At 56.3% G+C, this 17,945-nt stretch carries 16 protein-coding genes; 14 read left to right on the top strand and 2 right to left on the bottom strand.

Annotation, left to right across the window (positions count from 1 at the left end; genetic code table 11):
* Positions 1–38: 38 nt before the first annotated feature.
* The 7 genes from M3223_RS15030 to acpS all read left to right on the top strand — a co-directional run bounded on the left by M3223_RS15030 (position 39) and on the right by acpS (position 5,212).
* Entirely contained in the window at positions 39–905 is an 867-nt protein-coding gene (locus M3223_RS15030) for an alpha/beta hydrolase (protein ID WP_251562850.1), read from the top strand.
* 47 nt (positions 906–952) lie between these two features.
* Positions 953–2,638, top strand: a complete 1,686-nt coding sequence (locus M3223_RS15035) for a two-component system sensor histidine kinase NtrB (protein ID WP_251562851.1) — start codon at positions 953–955, stop codon at positions 2,636–2,638.
* A 76-nt stretch (positions 2,639–2,714) separates the two neighbouring features.
* Positions 2,715–2,837, top strand: a complete 123-nt coding sequence (locus tag M3223_RS15040) for a spore protein (RefSeq protein ID WP_251562853.1) — start codon at positions 2,715–2,717, stop codon at positions 2,835–2,837.
* Positions 2,838–2,840: 3 nt separating this feature from the next.
* Positions 2,841–3,179 (top strand): DUF3905 domain-containing protein, encoded by a 339-nt coding sequence (locus tag M3223_RS15045; protein WP_251562855.1) that lies wholly within the window; start codon positions 2,841–2,843, stop codon positions 3,177–3,179.
* Positions 3,180–3,353: 174 nt separating this feature from the next.
* Complete coding sequence (locus M3223_RS15050; protein WP_251562857.1) at positions 3,354–3,788, top strand: BrxA/BrxB family bacilliredoxin; 435 nt, start codon at positions 3,354–3,356, stop codon at positions 3,786–3,788.
* A 219-nt stretch (positions 3,789–4,007) separates the two neighbouring features.
* A complete protein-coding gene (gene nadE / locus M3223_RS15055; protein ID WP_251562859.1) occupies positions 4,008–4,817 on the top strand; it encodes an ammonia-dependent NAD(+) synthetase in 810 nt (269 codons plus the stop codon).
* On the top strand, positions 4,817–5,212 hold the full coding sequence (gene acpS, locus M3223_RS15060) for a holo-ACP synthase (protein WP_251562862.1): 396 nt from the start codon (positions 4,817–4,819) through the stop codon (positions 5,210–5,212). Before nadE ends, acpS begins: the two co-directional genes overlap by 1 nt.
* Before the next feature lie 106 nt (positions 5,213–5,318).
* On the opposite strand, the gene M3223_RS15065 is transcribed toward acpS, so the two are convergent.
* The gene (locus tag M3223_RS15065; RefSeq protein ID WP_251562864.1) at positions 5,319–5,675 is read right to left on the bottom strand and encodes a c-type cytochrome; all 357 of its coding nucleotides are present in this window, start codon (positions 5,673–5,675) and stop codon (positions 5,319–5,321) included.
* Between the two features lie 126 nt (positions 5,676–5,801).
* Between M3223_RS15065 and M3223_RS15070 the strand changes: the two genes are divergently transcribed.
* The 7 genes from M3223_RS15070 (at position 5,802) to M3223_RS15100 (ending at position 15,012) form a co-directional block, all read left to right on the top strand.
* Entirely contained in the window at positions 5,802–6,788 is a 987-nt protein-coding gene (locus M3223_RS15070) for an AraC family transcriptional regulator (RefSeq protein WP_251562866.1), read from the top strand.
* 120 nt (positions 6,789–6,908) lie between these two features.
* Positions 6,909–8,210 carry an A/G-specific adenine glycosylase gene (gene mutY / locus M3223_RS15075; protein ID WP_251562868.1) on the top strand — a complete coding sequence of 434 codons (1,302 nt, stop codon included), beginning with the start codon at positions 6,909–6,911 and terminating at the stop codon, positions 8,208–8,210.
* A 3-nt stretch (positions 8,211–8,213) separates the two neighbouring features.
* A complete protein-coding gene (locus tag M3223_RS15080; RefSeq protein ID WP_251562871.1) occupies positions 8,214–8,855 on the top strand; it encodes a bifunctional 4-hydroxy-2-oxoglutarate aldolase/2-dehydro-3-deoxy-phosphogluconate aldolase in 642 nt (213 codons plus the stop codon).
* A 161-nt stretch (positions 8,856–9,016) separates the two neighbouring features.
* Positions 9,017–9,571, top strand: a complete 555-nt coding sequence (locus tag M3223_RS15085) for a glycerol-3-phosphate responsive antiterminator (RefSeq protein ID WP_285891287.1) — start codon at positions 9,017–9,019, stop codon at positions 9,569–9,571.
* Positions 9,572–9,595: 24 nt separating this feature from the next.
* A complete protein-coding gene (gene glpK, locus M3223_RS15090) occupies positions 9,596–11,104 on the top strand; it encodes a glycerol kinase GlpK (RefSeq protein ID WP_251562872.1) in 1,509 nt (502 codons plus the stop codon).
* Positions 11,105–11,272: 168 nt separating this feature from the next.
* The gene (locus M3223_RS15095) at positions 11,273–13,078 is read left to right on the top strand and encodes a glycerol-3-phosphate dehydrogenase/oxidase (protein ID WP_251562874.1); all 1,806 of its coding nucleotides are present in this window, start codon (positions 11,273–11,275) and stop codon (positions 13,076–13,078) included.
* A 437-nt stretch (positions 13,079–13,515) separates the two neighbouring features.
* A complete protein-coding gene (locus M3223_RS15100) occupies positions 13,516–15,012 on the top strand; it encodes an MDR family MFS transporter (protein ID WP_251562876.1) in 1,497 nt (498 codons plus the stop codon).
* Between the two features lie 117 nt (positions 15,013–15,129).
* Here the strand turns inward: M3223_RS15100 and M3223_RS15105 are convergent, their stop codons facing one another.
* On the bottom strand, positions 15,130–17,910 hold the full coding sequence (locus M3223_RS15105; protein ID WP_251562878.1) for an immunoglobulin-like domain-containing protein: 2,781 nt from the start codon (positions 17,908–17,910) through the stop codon (positions 15,130–15,132).
* Between the last annotated feature and the right edge of the window lie 35 nt (positions 17,911–17,945).

The following is a 17,945-nucleotide window of genomic DNA, read 5'->3' on the forward strand; positions in this document are numbered from 1 at the left end:
TCAGAACTGAACCCAAAGCGGAAAAGGAGCGGGTCCGGATGAAGGAATGGAGCTTCGCCGGGAAGGATGGGGCTGAGCTGTTTGCACGGGAATGGCAGCCGAAGCTGGAGGACGGCAGCGATGTGCGGGCTGTGCTCTGTCTTGTGCACGGCATGGGGGAATACAGCGGACGTTACGATGCCTTTGCCCGTTCGCTGGCAGCCGGGGGAATCGCATCTATCGCCTACGATCAGCGGGGCCATGGGCGGACGGCAGGCCCGCGCGGCCATGCCGATGGCATGGACCAGCTTGCGGAGGATGCCGCAGCCGCGGTCCGCGAAGCAGCCAAGCTTTATCCCGGAGCTCCGTTGTTTTTATATGGTCATAGCATGGGTGGAGGAGTGGCGCTGCATGCCGCTCTCACCGTACCGCTTCCTGTAAACGGTCTGATTTTATCCAGCCCGTGGCTGAGTCTCGTTGCTCCGCCGCCGCGAATTGCAGAGGCTGCTGTCGGCTTGCTGGCAAAATTGTGGCCGACCTTTTCGCAGCCGACCGGCATCAAACAGGAGGACTTGTTCCGTCCAGGAGCGCAGGCTGGAGCTTGCAGCGTGATGGACGAATACTGTCATAAGCGAATTACGGCGAAAATGTACCGTTCCATATCAACCTCCGGGGAGAAGTCTATTTTGCGCGCAAAAGACCTCGCTTTTCCGGTGCTGCTCGTTCACGGAACCTCGGACCGCATTACGTCCTTTGCGGCGAGCGAACGGCTGGCCGATGCGATTGGTTCCAACTGCACGTTTGCGCCTCAGGAAGGCGGTTATCATGAACTGCATCACGACCTGGAACGAGAGGCGCTCATGAACAGGTTGAAGATGTGGATTTATGCAAACCTGGATTGTAAAAAATCGCCACCTGTGCTTTAATCGGAGGTATGCTAGACGGTTTGGCAAGGGGGGGAATTTCTGCATCAATGTGGGAGAAATTGATTTTGCAGGCTTTTGTTTCCTTATTGCCCGTGTTCCTCTATCAGCTGTGGATGTACCGGATCAATCAGGGGCGCAGCTCGATACCCTTTTTTTGCGTAGCCTACGGCATCTCTCTTACAGCTTGTTTTCTACTTACCGATACGATGGCCTACGGCTTCGATGTTAATCTTCGTTATATTCCTTTTTTAATGGGTTCGCTATATGGAGGAATTCCTGGTCTCGCCACGATGACGGTCATCTATGTCGTTATGAGGCTGCCGCAAATCAATGACCAGTGGGAGTTGTTCGGCTTCGGCGGATTTATGCTCGTGCTTGTGCCGCTGCTGCTGCTCACGATTCGTCCATTTCAGCTGGCTCGAACGGTCGACAAGTTCAGAATCGTCTTTTTCCTGCTGACGGCTGAGGCAGCCTATTACGCTCTTATGTATCTAGGCTATTTGCACCAGCACGAACCGGAGCGAATGGGCGACGGAGTGCTTTTAATCACTGCGGTTACTTTGCTCAGCTACGGAACGGCAGCGCTTACGATGTATACGATCAATCAGGTTTTGCAGCACTATCAGCTTCAACATCAATTGCGGCGCATGTCGTCCAATTTCATGAACGAAGTACATAAGCTTCAACAGTTCATCGACCAAATGGCGATGGGCACTATGGGAACCGTCATTGTAGATGTCGATGGCAGAATTTCGCATCTGAACGATGCCGCGATCCGGCTCAGCGGGCAAACGCTTAAAGGGCGAAGCCGGCTTGAGTTTACGGGCATGCCGTACGATTTGTTTTTCCGCAAGCATGAGCATTGCCGGGAGCTGCTGGACGATGCGATGAGGGGCAGTATGTCTCCGTCCCGAATTGTAAACGATGCCGAGCGCACCTTAATGAAAACCGCCTTTCCGATCCGCAATTTGCAGGCTGGTGTCGTTACGGGAGCGGCAATGGTTATTCAGGATATTACCGAGATGAGCCAGCTGAGAGACGAGCTGGGCAGGATGGAGCGGCTCAGCCTCGTTGGGCAGATGGCTGCCAGCATTACGCATGAGATTCGTAATCCGATGGCAGTAATCCGGGGATTTGTGCAGCTGATGCGGGAACGAAGTCCCGATAACCAGCAGGAGTATTTCCGCATCGTCATTGAAGAGCTGGACCGGGCAAATACAATCATCAATGATTTTCTGTCGCTGGCCCAGAACCGCGTCATCGCCAAGGAGCAGTGCTCGCTGCATCATATCATTCAAGAGCTGGTGCCGCTGCTGTGGGCCGACGCCAATTTGCGGGGGCAGTCGATTGAGCTTGATCTAGCAGAAGATATTCCGATGCTGGAGCTGAACGATAAAGAAATCAAGCAGATGATTCTTAATTTGGCGCGCAACGGCATGGAGGCAATGGGCGACAAAGGCATTTTAAAGCTTGCCACCAGCGTCGGGGACGGCAATTTAGAGCTGCGTGTGGAAGATACCGGCGAAGGTATTTCGGCGGACAAGCTGGCGAGGCTTTTTGAGCCTTTTTATACAACGAAGGCGCGCGGCACCGGCCTCGGACTTCCGCTCTGCTTAAGCATCGTGGAGCGGCATAACGGACGGATTGACGTTCAGACCGCTCAGGGAGAAGGAACGGTGTTTAAGGTCATTTTTAATCTGCCCGAGGCGAGAGAAAGCACAGTTACGGCATAGTTCGCCCCGGCTGCGGCATACTAGCTGGGAAGCGGCCGTCAGGCCGTGTCCATCCAGATAGGAGCTGAACCAATCCATGGCCAAAAACAACTCTTCCAAAGAACAGCAGCAACAGCAGCAAACGGAGGGCAAGGGCAAGGCGCCGGAGCAAGCAGGCTTTGACAAAAAGCTGGATGGCCCTAACCGCCCGTCGGTCTAAACAATGGCCGACGATCCCAACCTTGACCCGTTTGAGCTTGAGTTTCTTCCCCGCTTCCGCAGCGGAAGCGGTCCGCGAGAGCCGTTTGTCAATCAGCATGGCGTGCTGATCGGCGACCACAGCTATGCCTCCCCCGAATCACCGCTTGAGCAGTGGTCGGCCGATACCGATCCGGCCATTATGGCGGGAGACGAGTGGGTTCATCCTTACAAGGATATCGGATTTCTTACCGGAGAGAACCGCGCTTATTTCGAGCAGGGGACGGAGATTCCGCCGGGACCGTTGGCTCACCCGGAGCATTCCTCCGAGAGCGGCATCGAGCCGCCGGAGGAAGATGCCTGAGACTTTAGCCGCTCTTCCCGTACGGGAAAGGGCGGCTTTTTGGGCCTTGCGCGGGTAAGGGATGTCCGAGCTGCCGTCTTTCCTGACAGGGAGCTTAGGCGGATTATTTCCCATCGCTGGCAGATCGGGTATAATAACGGGGAAATGTTAAATCCCCGAAAGGTGTGGTAATAAATGTCGATGTCTTTTGAACGATACATGTTTGATATGGTGCAGCCGATGCGTGACGATCTGACTCGTCTTGGTATTCAGGAGCTGCGTACGCCGGAGGAAGTGGAAGAGAAGCTGCCTTCCGCCAAAGGCACAGCGCTTGTCGTAGTTAACTCCGTATGCGGCTGCGCGGCAGGACAATGCCGTCCGGGCGTAGCTCAGGCGCTTGAGCATGACCTGACACCAGACCATCTGTACACCGTGTTTGCGGGCCAAGATAAGGAAGCTACGGCCAAAGCGCGCGAGTACTTCGCTCCGTACCCGCCATCTTCCCCATCCATCGCTTTGATGAAGGACGGAGAGCTGGTGCACTTCATCGAGCGCCATCAGATCGAAAACCGCTCCGCAGACGATATTGCAGCGGATCTGAAAAGCGCGTTTGACCGTTTCTGCCGCTAAGTTGAGGTTCGGTGACAGAGGAGCGTAGCCAAAGGTCGAGCTCGGAGAAGCGACAGCGTTCGCCTTTGACGTCAGATTTCTACCGCAATAGCGGTGCGCGTAATTCAAAGAAATCTGAGGTCAACAGCGATCGGAGGGCCGACCTTTGGCGCAGCGGACCTGTTTCACCGCAAGTTTGGCCGAATCGGCCGCATCTTCAACCCGAAGGAGGAGAAAGCCTTGAGTCTTCAGCAAGAAATTATCGCTGCGCTCGGCGTCAAACCGAGCATCGATCCGGAGCAGGAGATCCGCCGCCGGGTTGATTTTCTGAAGGAATACGTTGTCGGCGCAGGCGCATCCGGACTTCTGATTGCGATCAGCGGCGGCATCGACAGCGCCGTGGCCGCAGGTCTGTGCAAACGCGCAACCGACGAGCTTACGCAGGAAAAAGGGCAGGAATACATTACGCTTGGCGTGTTCCAGCCTTACGCGGAGCAGTCCGACATTTCGCACAGCTACGAAGTGGCGGAAGCGTTCCAGCTGACCCATCGTGTCGAGACGAATATCGCCGAAGCGGTGGACGAGCTTGCGCTGGAGGTTGAGCACAGCCTTAAAGGAATCGGCATTTCCCGCCATCTTGGGCGCGGCGTTAAGGGCAACATCAAAGCGAGAACGCGCATGGTCGCCCAATACGCGCTTGCTGGAGAGCTTAACCTGCTCGTCGTCGGCACGGATCACGCTTCCGAGGCAATCACCGGCTTTTACACGAAGTGGGGAGACGGCGCCGTGGACATTACGCCGCTCAGCACGCTGAACAAACGCCAGGTGCGGCAGCTTGCCGCTGTGTTGGGAGTTCCTCTCAGCGTTCAGGAGAAAGCTCCTACAGCCGGCCTGTGGGAGGGCCAAACGGACGAGAACGAGCTGGGCATCAAATATGATGACAACAGCGCCTATCTCGAAGGCAAGGAAATTCCGGCGGAGGCAAGAGAGCTGCTGGAGAAGCAATTCCGCAAAACCCAGCATAAACGTTCTCCGATTCCGGGTATCTAGTGATTGCTGGAATCGGTCATGATTTATGTGATATCGGCAGGGTGGAGCAGCTGCTTGCCGGAGCCGCCGGCAAACGTTTTTGCGAACGGGTGCTGACGGAAGAAGAGCAGCAGCTGGCCGCCCAGCTGCAAGGGAGCAGGCTGGCGGAGTTTGTCGCAGGGCGGTTTGCCGCTAAGGAAGCCGTCGTCAAGGCGCTTGGCTGCGGAATCGGCGCGAAGGCGGGATTTCGCGACATAGCCGTGCTGCGCGGCGACGAGGGGCGGCCGGTCTGCCGGCTGTCCGAGCGCTCCCATCGGGCATTGGGTCTGCAGGCACAGCTCGTTATTCATGTGACGATTACGCATGAGCGAGGTCTTGCTTCGGCATTTTCTGTTGTGGAGCGCATGCCGGGCTGAGGCATGCCAGCTTCCGCAAGCTAAATAAGGGTACCGTATGTCGACGGATTTGTTCCGGCGTCAGCGGTACCCTTTTTGTATGCGATCATGAGGCGAGCACCAAGGCCTATCCTTTTAAACCGGACAGCCAATCGGTCAGCGCCTGGATATCGTCATTGGACAGCTTGTCCTTGAAGGCGGGCATCAGCTCTCCTCCATGGCTGATTTGCTGCAAAATCTCTTCCGCTGTCATGCGCGAGCCGACCTCGGTAAGGTTTGTGTTTGGTCCCATTCGGCCTTTCAAATCGGTGCCATGGCAGTTCAGACAGCTAGCTTTGTACAGGGCAATCGTTTCGGCCGGGCCATCCGGCAGCTTGGAGGCTGAGGAGCTGCCCGGCGCAGCGTCTTTTCCGGCTGTGCCGCAGGCGGGCAGAGCAATTGCAGCAAGCAGCGGGAATATGAGCATTAGTTTAGATTTTTTCATCAGTCGCAAGGCCCCTTTTACTTTTTGTATTTAGAATAATTTCAATTTTAGATTATATTTCGTATAATAGACCGGGGAGCGGGATGATAGACTCGCAAGTTCTACCCAAAGCAGGGGGCTTCGCCAATGGACCAGAACGAATCCGTCGTCATCAGACAACGGCTTAGACAGCTGCACGCAACGTTTACGCTTGCTTCGTACAGCGAGCTGGAGTCGGGTTTTCGCACGGAACAGGCCTTGCTGCATGAGCAGCATTGCCTCGTGCTGCCTTTGTCCGGACGCTGCGAGGTTCAATTAAGCCAGACTGCGAAGCGCGTTACTCTCCAGCCAGGCGAAATGTACTATATTCCTCAAGGCGCTACAGCAGGCTGCAAAGTTGCCGACGAGGAAAGCTTTTGTTTCTACTGGATTTGTTTTCATCTGGATGCGGCCAGCTCGGAATTCATTCGCATGCTGGATTTGCAGCTCAATTCGCGGATCGGAAACCCGGGACGGGTGGAGCAGCTGTTCCTGCAGCTGGTAGATTTGAAGGGTGATCTCACCATATCCGATGAGCTGAGAGCGCGCGCAAACGTCATGGAGCTAGTAGCCTTTTACATTGACGGCGGACCGCTGAAACATGATGAAACGATTAAACACCCGGAGCTGCAGGGTTTATCCAGCGTGCTCCGTTACATTGAAGAACATCTTTCCGAAAATACGACGGTGGAGGAGCTTGCCAAGCAGGTTTTTCTCCATCCCAATTACTTTATCACTTATTTCCGCAGCCTTACAGGGCTTACGCCGATTCAATATGTCAATCAACGCAAAATTGAACACGCCCGCGAGCTGCTGGACAGAGGCGGAATTTCCGTTCAGGATGCGGCGCAGGCAGTCGGGTTCAATAACCCGTACTTTTCGCGGCTGTTCAAGCAGCAAATCGGCCTGACTCCGCGGCGCTATCGGCAGATGATGGCTAACCGCAAGAGAACCCGGCAGCATCCGCCGGAAAGCCCCGAGTTCACTTTGCCGCGCTGGCTGGACGAATTCGGATGGCTGGAGGACGCGATTTCGGCTCAGGGCATGTCAGCCCGCAGAATACGCAGCATAGCCTGCAAGCCGCACGGGAACTAGAAGGCGGGCACAAGCGAGTCGAGCCAAAACTCGAGCCTAAGGAAGCGCCAGCATAAAACTGCGTGGCCGAGAACCTGCTCCGCCGGCTTGCAGGGATGGTTCAGAAAAGGAGTAAGACGAATGAATGCAACAGCAAACGCCGACACGGCAGAAGCGTATTTCAGCCGTGAGCTGCTACTATGGTACCGGCAGAACAAACGCGTACTCCCGTGGCGGCAAAACCGGGACGCTTACCGCGTATGGGTGTCTGAAATCATGCTTCAGCAGACCCGGGTCGATACCGTTATTCCGTATTACGAAAGGTTTATGAACCGATTTCCGACGCTGCAAGCGCTCGCCGAGGCGCCTGAGCCCGATGTGCTGAAGCATTGGGAAGGGCTTGGCTACTACTCACGGGCGCGCAATCTCCAAGCGGGAGCGCGAGAGGTAGTGGAACGTTACGGCGGCCAGGTTCCCGATGACAAAACGGCGGTATCCGCTTTAAAAGGTGTTGGGCCGTACACGTCAGGAGCGATTATGAGCATCGCTTTTAACCGGCCTGAGCCGGCCGTTGACGGCAATGTGATGCGGGTGCTTTCCCGTTATTTCAACCGGGACGAGGACATCGCCAAGCCGAGCACCAGAATCGGTATGGAAAAGCTGGCTGTCTCCCTTATTCCCGAGGGAGCGGCAGGAGATTTTAATCAGGCGCTCATGGAGCTTGGCGCCATGGTTTGCACGCCGCGCACGCCAGGCTGTCTGACCTGTCCGGTCATGCAGCATTGTGCGGGAAGGCTGGCCGGACGCGAAACGGAGCTGCCGGTAAAAGCGAAGGCAAAACCGCCGAAGCCGCAGCTGCGGATAGCGGCGATTATTGAAGGCACCGGCGAGCAGGCGGGAAAAGTGCTGATCCGCCAGCGGCCGGACAGCGGGCTGTTAGCCAGCCTGTGGGAGCTGCCGCATGTGCTGCTTGATGAGGCGGCGGCGAAGCCGCGGGGCCGGGCAGCCAAGCTGGCCGCAACTGCGGAGCCGCCGGTGGAACGGCAGGCTGCGGATGCGGCCGAGCTGCTGCAGCGGCTTCAGGAGGAAAGCGGCTTGCGCGCGGTTGCGCGCCGCTGGCATGCTACGGAGGAGCATACGTTCAGCCATTTGCACTGGCTGATGCGGGTTTACGCAGCCGAGCTGGACAACAATGCGGAAAGCCGCGCGCGCCGCAACGCTTTCAGCCCGTCCTCTGCTGCCCCGGCTTCTCATGACGGGGAGCTGCCGATGGCGGCTGCGGAATCACCGGCTGGTTATGATGCGGGCGGCGGCCCGATGCTTCCTCCGGCTTATCGCTGGATCGGGCGGAAGGACATGCGGGAGCATGCTTTTCCAAATCTGTTCGGCAAAATTCTGTACGACTATTGGGACAAAGCCGTGGAGGAAGAAGGGGGAGACTAGGGAATGAGCTCATTGCTGGACACGTTGAAACAAGAAAAGATCGTAGCGATTTTTCGCGGTATCGGACCGGCTGAAGCGGATCGGGCCGCCAGAGCGCTAGCGGACGGCGGCATCCGGCTTATGGAAGTGACGATGAATACGGACGGAGCGCTGCCGATTCTGTCGCGTTGGCGAGAGCAGCTGGATGGCGCTGCTTACGTTGGAGCGGGCACGGTGCTGGATGAGCGGCAGGCGAGAGAGGCAGTCTCCGCCGGGGCGCAATTCCTCATTTCGCCCAATCTGGACGAGGCTGTCATCGCTTACGGCGCTTCGCAAGGCGTATCCGTATGGCCGGGAGTGATGACGCCGACCGAGGTGGTGCGCGCCTGGAAGGCAGGTGCGGAAGCGGTCAAAATATTCCCGATGGCGTCGCTCGGCCACCGGTATTTGCAGGAGCTGAAAGGTCCGCTGGATCATATCCCGATGATGGCTACGGGCGGAGTTGACCTGGACAACATCGGCGATTATTTCCGCGCCGGAGCGGATGCGGTTGGACTTGGCAGCAAGCTAGTTAATCTGCAATGGGCCCGCGAGGGCCGCTTCGAGCAGATGGAGCAGCGTGCGCGCCAGTTCGCTGATGCGGTACGGGACTTGCAGCGCGTATAGAGCATATTTAGATGCGGCAAAACCGGGATTCTCCCGGTTTTTTTGCTATGCGCAGCGGGTTGAACCTGGAAAGGCATTGGTTGACAGCGCTTTCTGGCGCTGGCTATAATAGTCCCAATTATCGGAGTCCGGATGGAATGGACAAGGGGGGCGTAGCTTAGTTGCTGAATCAGCTTTTGTTGCCCGCAGCGCGCAGCATGAAGGATCTGGAAAAGCTTATGGGCATGAGCTACAGCTATATCGTACTGTTGGACAGCCATATCAGCCGCCTGAAGCCGCTTGCCGAGCTGGCCCGCGCAAACGGGAAAAGGCTGCTCATTCACGCCGATCTCGTCGAGGGGCTCAAAAACGACGAGCATGCGGCCGAGTTTTTATGCCAGGTCATACAACCGGCGGGAATTCTGTCGACGCGGGCAAGCGTCATTGCCAAGACGAAGCAGAACCGGCTGCTCGCCATCCAGCGCATGTTTCTGCTGGACAGCGGCGCGCTCGATAAAGGTTACGCGCTGCTGGAGCGCTCCCGCCCGGATTACATCGAGGTGCTGCCCGGCGTCATTCCGTCTATCATCAGCGAGGTGAAGGAGCGCACCGGCGTTCCGATATTCGCCGGAGGGCTGATTCGTACCGTGGAGGACGCCGAGCTGGCATTGGCGGCGGGGGCTGCGGCAGTGACAACTTCGCGCGAGGCGCTTTGGAAGCACTTTCAAGGTTTATAAACGGATCAACGGGAGGGAACGTTCATGAGCGCATCATCCGCAGGAGAAACGTTTATTCTGTCCATCGACCAGGGCACGACGAGCACGCGCGCGGTCATCGTGAACCGCAGCGGCGAATTCGTCGCATCGGCGCAGGAAGAAATCCGGCAATATTATCCGCAGCCCGGCTGGGTGGAGCATGACGCCAGCGAAATCTGGGTTTCCGTGCTCGGAGTTATTGCCGCAGCGCTATCTAAGGCGCAACTGCATGCCGGCCAGATTGAGGCAATCGGCATTACAAACCAGCGCGAAACCGCCGTTGTTTGGGACCGGAATACCGGTTATCCGATTCACAGGGCCGTCGTCTGGCAGTCGCGGCAGACGGCCGGCATTTGCCAGGAGCTGAAGGAGCGGGGGCATGAGGAGCTGTTCCGCGACAAAACGGGGCTGCTGATCGATCCGTATTTTTCCGGCACCAAAATCAAGTGGATTCTCGATCATGTTGACGGTGCGCGCGAGCGGGCCGAGAACGGCGAGCTGCTGTTCGGCACCATTGATACGTGGCTGATCTGGCAGCTGACTGGAGGCAAGGTGCATGCAACCGATTATACAAATGCCTCCCGCACGCTGCTGTTCAATATCCATGAGCTGAAATGGGATGCGGAGCTGCTGGGCATCTTAGGCGTGCCTTCTTCCATGCTGCCGGAGGCGAGGCCTTCGTCGGGCGATTTCGGCGTGACGTCGGAAGCGCATTTTTTTGGCTGCCGGGTGCCCATTACCGGCGTCGCCGGCGATCAGCAGGCCGCTCTGTTCGGCCAGGCGTGTTTTGCCGAAGGGATGGCAAAAAACACATACGGAACCGGTTGTTTCATGCTGATGCATACCGGCTTCAAGCCTGTCCGCTCCGCGCACGGGCTGCTCACGACGATCGCCTGCAGCGCAGAGGGCCAGCCTGCGGAATATGCTCTGGAGGGCAGCGTGTTCGTCGCTGGTTCTGCGATTCAATGGCTGCGCGACGGGCTGCGCATGATTCAATCCGCCGCCGATAGCGAGCTGTACGCCTCGCGGGTTGACTCCACGCAAGGGGTTTACGTGGTGCCTGCCTTTGTCGGCCTGGGGACTCCATATTGGGACAGCGAAACTAGAGGCGCTGTGTTCGGCTTAACGAGCGGTGCGGAGAAGGAGCATTTTATCCGTGCCGTGCTGGAATCGCTGGCGTATCAAACAAAGGATGTGCTGAACGTCATGGAGCAGGACTCCGGCATGAGCCTCTCGACGCTTCGCGTGGACGGAGGAGTTGTGAAAAACAGCTTTCTGATGCAGTTCCAGAGCGATATTCTTGGCGTTCCTGTGGAGCGACCGGCCACGAATGAAACAACCGTGTTTGGAGCGGCCTGTCTGGCTGGTCTTGCTAGCGGGTACTGGAGCAGCAGGGAGGAGCTGGAGTCGATCCGGCGCGTTGAGCGCCAGTTTATTCCGGCAATGCCCAAGGAGCAGGCGGACATCTGTTACGGCGGCTGGAGGAGAGCGGTTGCAGCGGCGAGAGCATTTTAGATTGCCTGCGGCGGCGTCATCTGGTAAGCTGAAAGCAACAAGTTAATATGCCCGGCTGGAGATGTTGGAGAACGCCGCAGTCGCCTGTTGTCTGAAGTTAATTCGGATGACTGGCGGTTTGCGGCGTTCTTTTGTTTTTGCCGGTTGCGGAAGCGAGGAGAGATACAGATGGCGCAACGGATAAATGGCGCAACAGAGGCGCGTAACGAGCTTGGCGGTCAGCAGCCGGCCGAATTTTCGGCAGGAGGACGGGGGAAGCTGCTGCACAAGCTGGAGGCCGAGGAATGGGATCTGCTTGTCATCGGAGGCGGCATTACCGGCGCGGGCATCGCGCTGGACGCCCAGTCGCGGGGAATGCGTACGGCGCTAATTGAAATGCAGGACTTTGCGTCCGGAACGTCGAGCCGTTCCACAAAGCTTGTGCACGGCGGCTTGCGTTACCTGAAACAGCTGGAGGTTCGCATGGTTGCCGAGGTGGGGCGCGAACGCGCCGTCGTATACGAAAACGGGCCGCATGTGACGGTGCCGGAATGGATGCTGCTGCCGATTTATAAAGGCGGGACGTTTGGCAAATGGTCGACTTCCCTTGGGCTGGCGCTGTATGACCGGCTCGCTGGAGTTAAGCTGCGGGAGCGGAGACGCATGCTCGGCGCGGCAGCCGCCGCAGCGCGCGAGCCGCTGCTTCGCCGCGAAGGGCTGAAGGGCGGCGGATATTATGTGGAGTACCGAACCGACGACGCCAGGCTGACGATTGAGGTGCTCAAAAAAGCGGCGGAGCTCGGCGCGGCTGCGGCCAACTACGTTAAGGCGGAGCAGCTATTATACGAACAACGGAAAGAAGGCGGAACGGGTAAACGGCTGTGCGGCATTCGAGCGGTTGATGCCCTTACGGGTCGCAGCCTGACGGTGCGGGCGCGCCGCATCGTCAACGCAGCCGGCCCGTGGGTCGACGAGATTCGCGAGCTGGACGGCTCCAAGCAGGGAAAAACGCTGCGGCTGACAAAGGGCATTCATCTCGTTTTTGACGGGGCAAGGTTCCCGCTCCGGCAGGCGATTTATTTTGATACGCCGGACGGGAGAATGATGTTCGCCATTCCGCGCGACGGCAAAACATATGTCGGCACGACGGATACGGATTACAGCGGCGATACGGCGAATCCGAGAATGACCGCAAGGGATCGAAGGTATATCGTTGACGCGGCGGCGGCGATGTTCCCGGACCTGAGGCTCACTGAATCCGATGTGGAATCAAGCTGGGCCGGGCTGAGACCGCTATTGTACGAGGAGGGAAAAAGCCCCTCGGAGGTGTCGCGGCGGGATGAGGTGTTCCATTCGGATACGGGGCTGATCACAATTGCCGGCGGAAAGCTGACCGGCTACCGTAAAATGGCCGAAACCGTTACCGACCGGATTGCCCGCGAGCTGGAGGCCGACGGCCGCGGGCCGTATCGGCGCTGCGTGACCCGCACGCTGCCGATATCCGGCGGAGAAGTAGGCGGCTCGGCAGGGTTGGCCAAGGCTGCGGCGGAGGCGGCAGAGCTTGGCGTCCGGCTCGGCTGGAGCAGGCCGGAAGCCGAGCGGCTGGCGGCGCGTTACGGCAGCAATGCCGGGAAAGTGCTGAAGCTGCTTCCGCTTGTCACGAGTATTGGCGAGGCCGGCGCGGGAATCCCTCTGCCGCAAAGCTCTCCCGGCATCACCGGTACAGGGCAGACTTCACCTGCAGAAAAGCTGCCGCGTATGGTGCATGCGGAGCTGCTGTACGCCATCCGTCAGGAGATGGCGGTCAAACCGGCGGATTTCCTTATCCGCCGGACGGGAATGCTTTATTTTGACCGGGCGTCGGCGTTGAAGTGGAAAGGAGCCGTCACACAGATTATGGCTATGGAACAGGGCTGGACGGAGGCGCAGCAAAAAGGGGTTCTGCTGGAGCTGGAAGCTGAGCTTGCGGCAGCGGTTCAACCCGAGCCCTCATGACGAGTATTTATGCCCGCCCTGCCTGCTGTCTACAGCTGTCAGAAACAAAAAAAGCGGCCCGCGCTAATGCGCGGGCCCAAAGCATTTTATATGAGAAAAGGGGGTCTGTAATAAGTATATAAAGGTTAGCTGAGCGCTCCCTGAATTTAATATTACAGATCGATTACAATTAAATATTAAAGTGATGAGATAAATAAACATTGAACGCAAAATAACGCTATGATACAATCATTAGCGCCATAACAAATTAGAAACGAATCGTATTCAATTTTATCTCCACTTTAATTGTACATCCGGACCGTTTCATTTGTCAATGCTCTTTTTATGCCGATAATCAGAAAAAGGAGTGTGTTCATGGGGAGATGGAAGTAAAGGCCAATTGAGGTATCAATCTATTTCAATCCATACACCGCTCAAAGAGCAGAAAGCAGGGACCTATGTCAGCAGCTACGCAAACAAACCCGACGGGAGCCGGCGGAGATAACTTCTCGCTTAAAGCCATTCTGCCGCCGCTCATGGCCATTATTGTTGGCATGATCATGGTTATTCTCGACAGCACTGTCGTTAATAATGCCATTCCAAAGCTTGTTGATTACTTCGACACCGACTTAAAGACGATTCAATGGACTGTCACCGGTTATACGCTGGCTTTATCCGCCGTTATTCCGCTCGCGGGATGGATGACCGACCGATTCGGCTCCAAGCAGATTTTCCTGATCACGATTGCGCTGTTCACAATCGGCTCCGTGCTATGCGGCATCGCCCAAACGCCGGAACAGCTCATTATTTTCCGCGTTCTTCAAGGCCTCGGCGGCGGCATGGTGGCCCCGATCGGGATGGCCATGGTGTTCAAGCTTGCTCCTCCGGAGCGCCGCGGATCAATTATGGGCATGTTAGGCATCCCTATGTTGATGGCTCCGGCGTTCGGACCGGTGTTATCCGGCTGGCTGGTTGACTCCGTCAGCTGGCATTGGATTTTTATCATCAATTTGCCGATTGGCATTATTGCCCTGATTCTCGGCTCCAAGTATTTGCCGAGCTCCGGGCGCCATGCCGCTCCGCATCTGGATGTCATCGGCATGTGCCTTGCGCCGATTGCCTTCTCCATGCTGGCGTTCGGCGTCAGCGAAGGCGGCACCAGCTGGTCCTCAACTTCAACGATAACGGGTTTAACCGTCGGGGGCGTTGCGCTCATCCTCTTTATTTTTGTGGAGCTGAGACAGAAGCAGCCGCTGCTGGAGCTAAAGGTATTTAAGTCCTCGGACTTTACGCGCAGTATTATCCTGACGTGGATTGTTCAGCTTGCGCTGTTTGGCGCTATGCTCATCGTGCCTCTGTACCTGCAAGGCGTCATGAAATATTCCGCGCTTGAAACGGGATGGATTCTGATGCCGCAGGCGTTATGTGCAGGACTGGCGATGCCGTTCAGCGGGCGTTTATTCGATAAAATCGGCGCGCGTCCGCTCGCGTTTTGCGGCCTTACGGTCATATCCGTTTCCCTCTTTATGCTGTCCCGCATCACGGTGGATACTGCGCTGTGGGTCATCATCCTGTCTATCTGCATGATCGGCCTTGGCATGGGCTTCTCCATGATGCCGCTTAACACGCATGTTTTGAACTCCGCGCCGCGCCATCTGGTGAGCCGCGTCACTCCGCTGACCACGGCCGCTCAGCAGGTCGTCGTTTCCTTTGCAGTTGCGGGTCTGACGGGTTACCTGACATCGCATATCGCATCTCACGCCGCAAACGCGGGAGCGAATGCGAATCCGCTCAGCGCCACGGTTGCGGGTTACGGGGACACGTTTTTTCTGTCCGCCTGTATCGTGAGCGCGGGCGCTGCGTTAACGCTTATACTGCGTAAGCCGAAGCAGCAACCGGCAGACGAAAGCGCCAACGGTAACACTCCGGATCCGGCGATGATGGCGGGTCATTAACCTGGAATCAGCTCTGAACCGCACCTATGAAAAGAGCCTTGGCCGAATATCGGCCAAGGCTTTTTTACATGTCAGCTTGCACAAACTCATGCGGTGAGCAGAGGCAGCAAACTTAATCTACCAAACCTTGTGCTGCATAATGCTGAACTGGTCCAGGTTCGGGCCGCTGAAACCTTTTGTCTGCAGGCGCAAAATATGCTGGCCTTTGGTCAATTGAACCGGCTGCACAACGGTTTTCCACGAGGTGTTCCAGCTGCCTGTCGGCTTGAAGGAAAGCGCAGTGTTGACGGCGACGTTATCGATGGCGACATACATCGGACGGTCCGTATTTCCGCCGTTGGCATAAGTGATGCCGAGATCGTACAGGCCGTCCTGCAGAACGGTAAACGTCCATTTGATATATCCCTCTGCGTTGTCGAAGTTCATGTAACCGGAGCCTTTCCAGCCCGAGCCCTTCCAAGCGTTGAAGCCGATGCTGAAACCGCCATCCTCGGCCTGGCCCGTCACTTCAAACAGCACAGTTACCATCAGCGATTTTGTTTCAGAGTAGCCGTTTTTGCTAATCGTAGCCGTCAAAGTGACGGTGCGGTTCATATCCGCTGGACGCGTTACCTTGCCCGTGGAGGAAATAATCTCAGGCGAATTCGAAGTCCAGCTGATTTTTGTTCCATGAGCTCCAGAAGTTTTCAGCGTCACGTCCTGCGTCACAACGGCGGTTTGGTTGCCCTCGGCAAAAATAACGTCGAGCGCCGCTTTGTCCAAAATGACGGCGTTGTCTTTCAGTACGGTGAGCGTAAATGATTTAGTCGCAGATGAGCTGCCCTTACTGATTTTAGCCGTCAAAGTAACCGTTTCATCCGGGGTAAGCGGAGTTGGCGGGCGGGTGACAATACCGGAATTAGATATGAAGCCCGGTTTATCGGAAGTCCATTGAATCGTTGTTCCATGAGCTCCGGAAGCAGGCAGGGTAATATTTTGCGTAACGCCGGATGCGCTGTCGGAGCCTTTGTAGCCAATACTCAAGGATTCCAGATCAAGCTCCACGGAACGGTCAACTGCAGTAACAACGAATTCTTTCATCGCCGTACGGTCTCCCTTGCGGATTGTGGCGGTCAGCTTTACGGAGATATTCCCGCTGTAGAGCTGAGTTACGACGCCAGTTGAAGAGATTGCTTCCGGCTTGCTGGACGTCCAGCTGATGGAGGAGCCGTATTTGCCTGAGGCTGGAAGCGACAGATTTTGCGTGACGCGGGAGGCGTTGTCCATACCGGCATAACCGATCTGCAATGCTTCCTTGTCCAGATTAAGCGAATTGTCGATGACCGTCACCGTAAACGTTTTGGACACGGATCGGCCGTTTTTGCTAATGACGGCGGTTAGCGTAACGTTAGCGTCACCGCTAACCGGACGTGTTACTTTGCCGTCTGCGGCAATTAGGGCCTCGTTGTCCGATTGCCAGCGAACCGAGGTTCCGTAAGGGCCGTTTGCCGAAAGAATGAGATTCTGGGTGACACTGGAGGCGCTGTCTCCTGATTGATAGCCGATCGCAACGAGCTGCTCCGCTGCGGCAAGCGAATTGTCGATGACGGTAACGGTAAACGTTTTGATGTCATGCCAATCGCCGTCGCTAAGATCGGCTTCCAGCGTAACTTTTGCATCTCCTTCTTTGGGACGGGTCACAATCCCGTTGTTCGAGATGACGTCCGGGCGGGACGATCTCCAGCTGATTAAAGTTCCGCTGTTTCCTTTTGCAGGCAAAGTAACATTTTGCGTGACGCTGGAAGCATTGTCCGAGCCTTGGTAGCCGATGGCTAGGTCGCGCGCATCCACATATAAAGCCGTATTGGCGAGCACTACGTTAAACGTTTTGGTATAAGTCGACTTTCCATCGTTGACTGTGGCCGTCAGGGCTGCCGTATAGTCCGGGCTAACCTGCACCACAACGTCCTTGTTCAACGCTTCGCTATAAAGCAATACGTCAACGGGAGGCGCGGCTTTGCTGGAGCTGACCGGGATCAAGGTCACCTTCCCTTGAGGAGAAACCTCGTTCGGCTTATTGGATGTCCAGCTTATAGCGGAGCCGTACTTCCCTTTAGTTGGCAAAATGAGATCCTGAGTGACCATGCTGGAATTGTCGGAGCCTTGAAATCCGATGCGCAGCTCATTCATGTCCGCAAGGGCGGAGCTCCCCGCCGTCACGTTCACCTCGAACGTTTTTACAGCTGCCGGAGTGGCCGAATCAAGCGCGTCCTGAACGGTCGCGGTTAGGAGCACCTTTGCGTCTCCTTTGCCCGCTCCCGGCTGCGTAATTTTGCCATTGGCGGAAATAATGCCGGGATTGCTGGAGGTCCAGCTAATCTTAGTCTGATAGGCGCCATTTGTCGGCAGCATTAAGTCATTTGCCACGCTTGCGGAGCTGTCGCCGTTTGCAAAGCCGAGCTGCAGGTTCTCTTTATCGGCTTTTACCCGGGTGAGCTTGTTGTTGACGGTGACATTGAATTGCCACAAGGAGAAGTAGCCGCCAGGGTTAATCGATGATAACGCTAAAGGATGTATGGTAACAACTTCCGAGTTTGCTGTAAGTGAGGGGGTGATTTTCCCATCTTCGGAAATGACATTTGGATTGCTTGAAGTCCAGCTGATCGTGGCTCCATTAGGGCCTTTTCTAAACAGGGTTGATGCTTCCGTTAAGGAGTCTTGGCTATCCCCTGCGGCATAAGCAATAATGCCCCCGCGATTCCCTTCATTCCTGTCCTTTACGATATAATAGATATAGTCGAGAAATCCGAGGTCTTGGTTACTCTCATTTTCGGCTGCAGAAGCGGTTAAGCTGGGCGTAATGACGGAAAAGAGCAGTGTTGCGATCAGGATTAATTTTGCGGTTGCCGATTTCTTCAAGTTAATTCCTCCACTATTAATTCAAGTTGCGCTCA

Origin of the sequence: Paenibacillus pasadenensis (assembly GCF_023715725.1) — a bacterium.
Classification (GTDB): Bacteria; Bacillota; Bacilli; order Paenibacillales; family Paenibacillaceae; genus Paenibacillus_O; species Paenibacillus_O pasadenensis_A.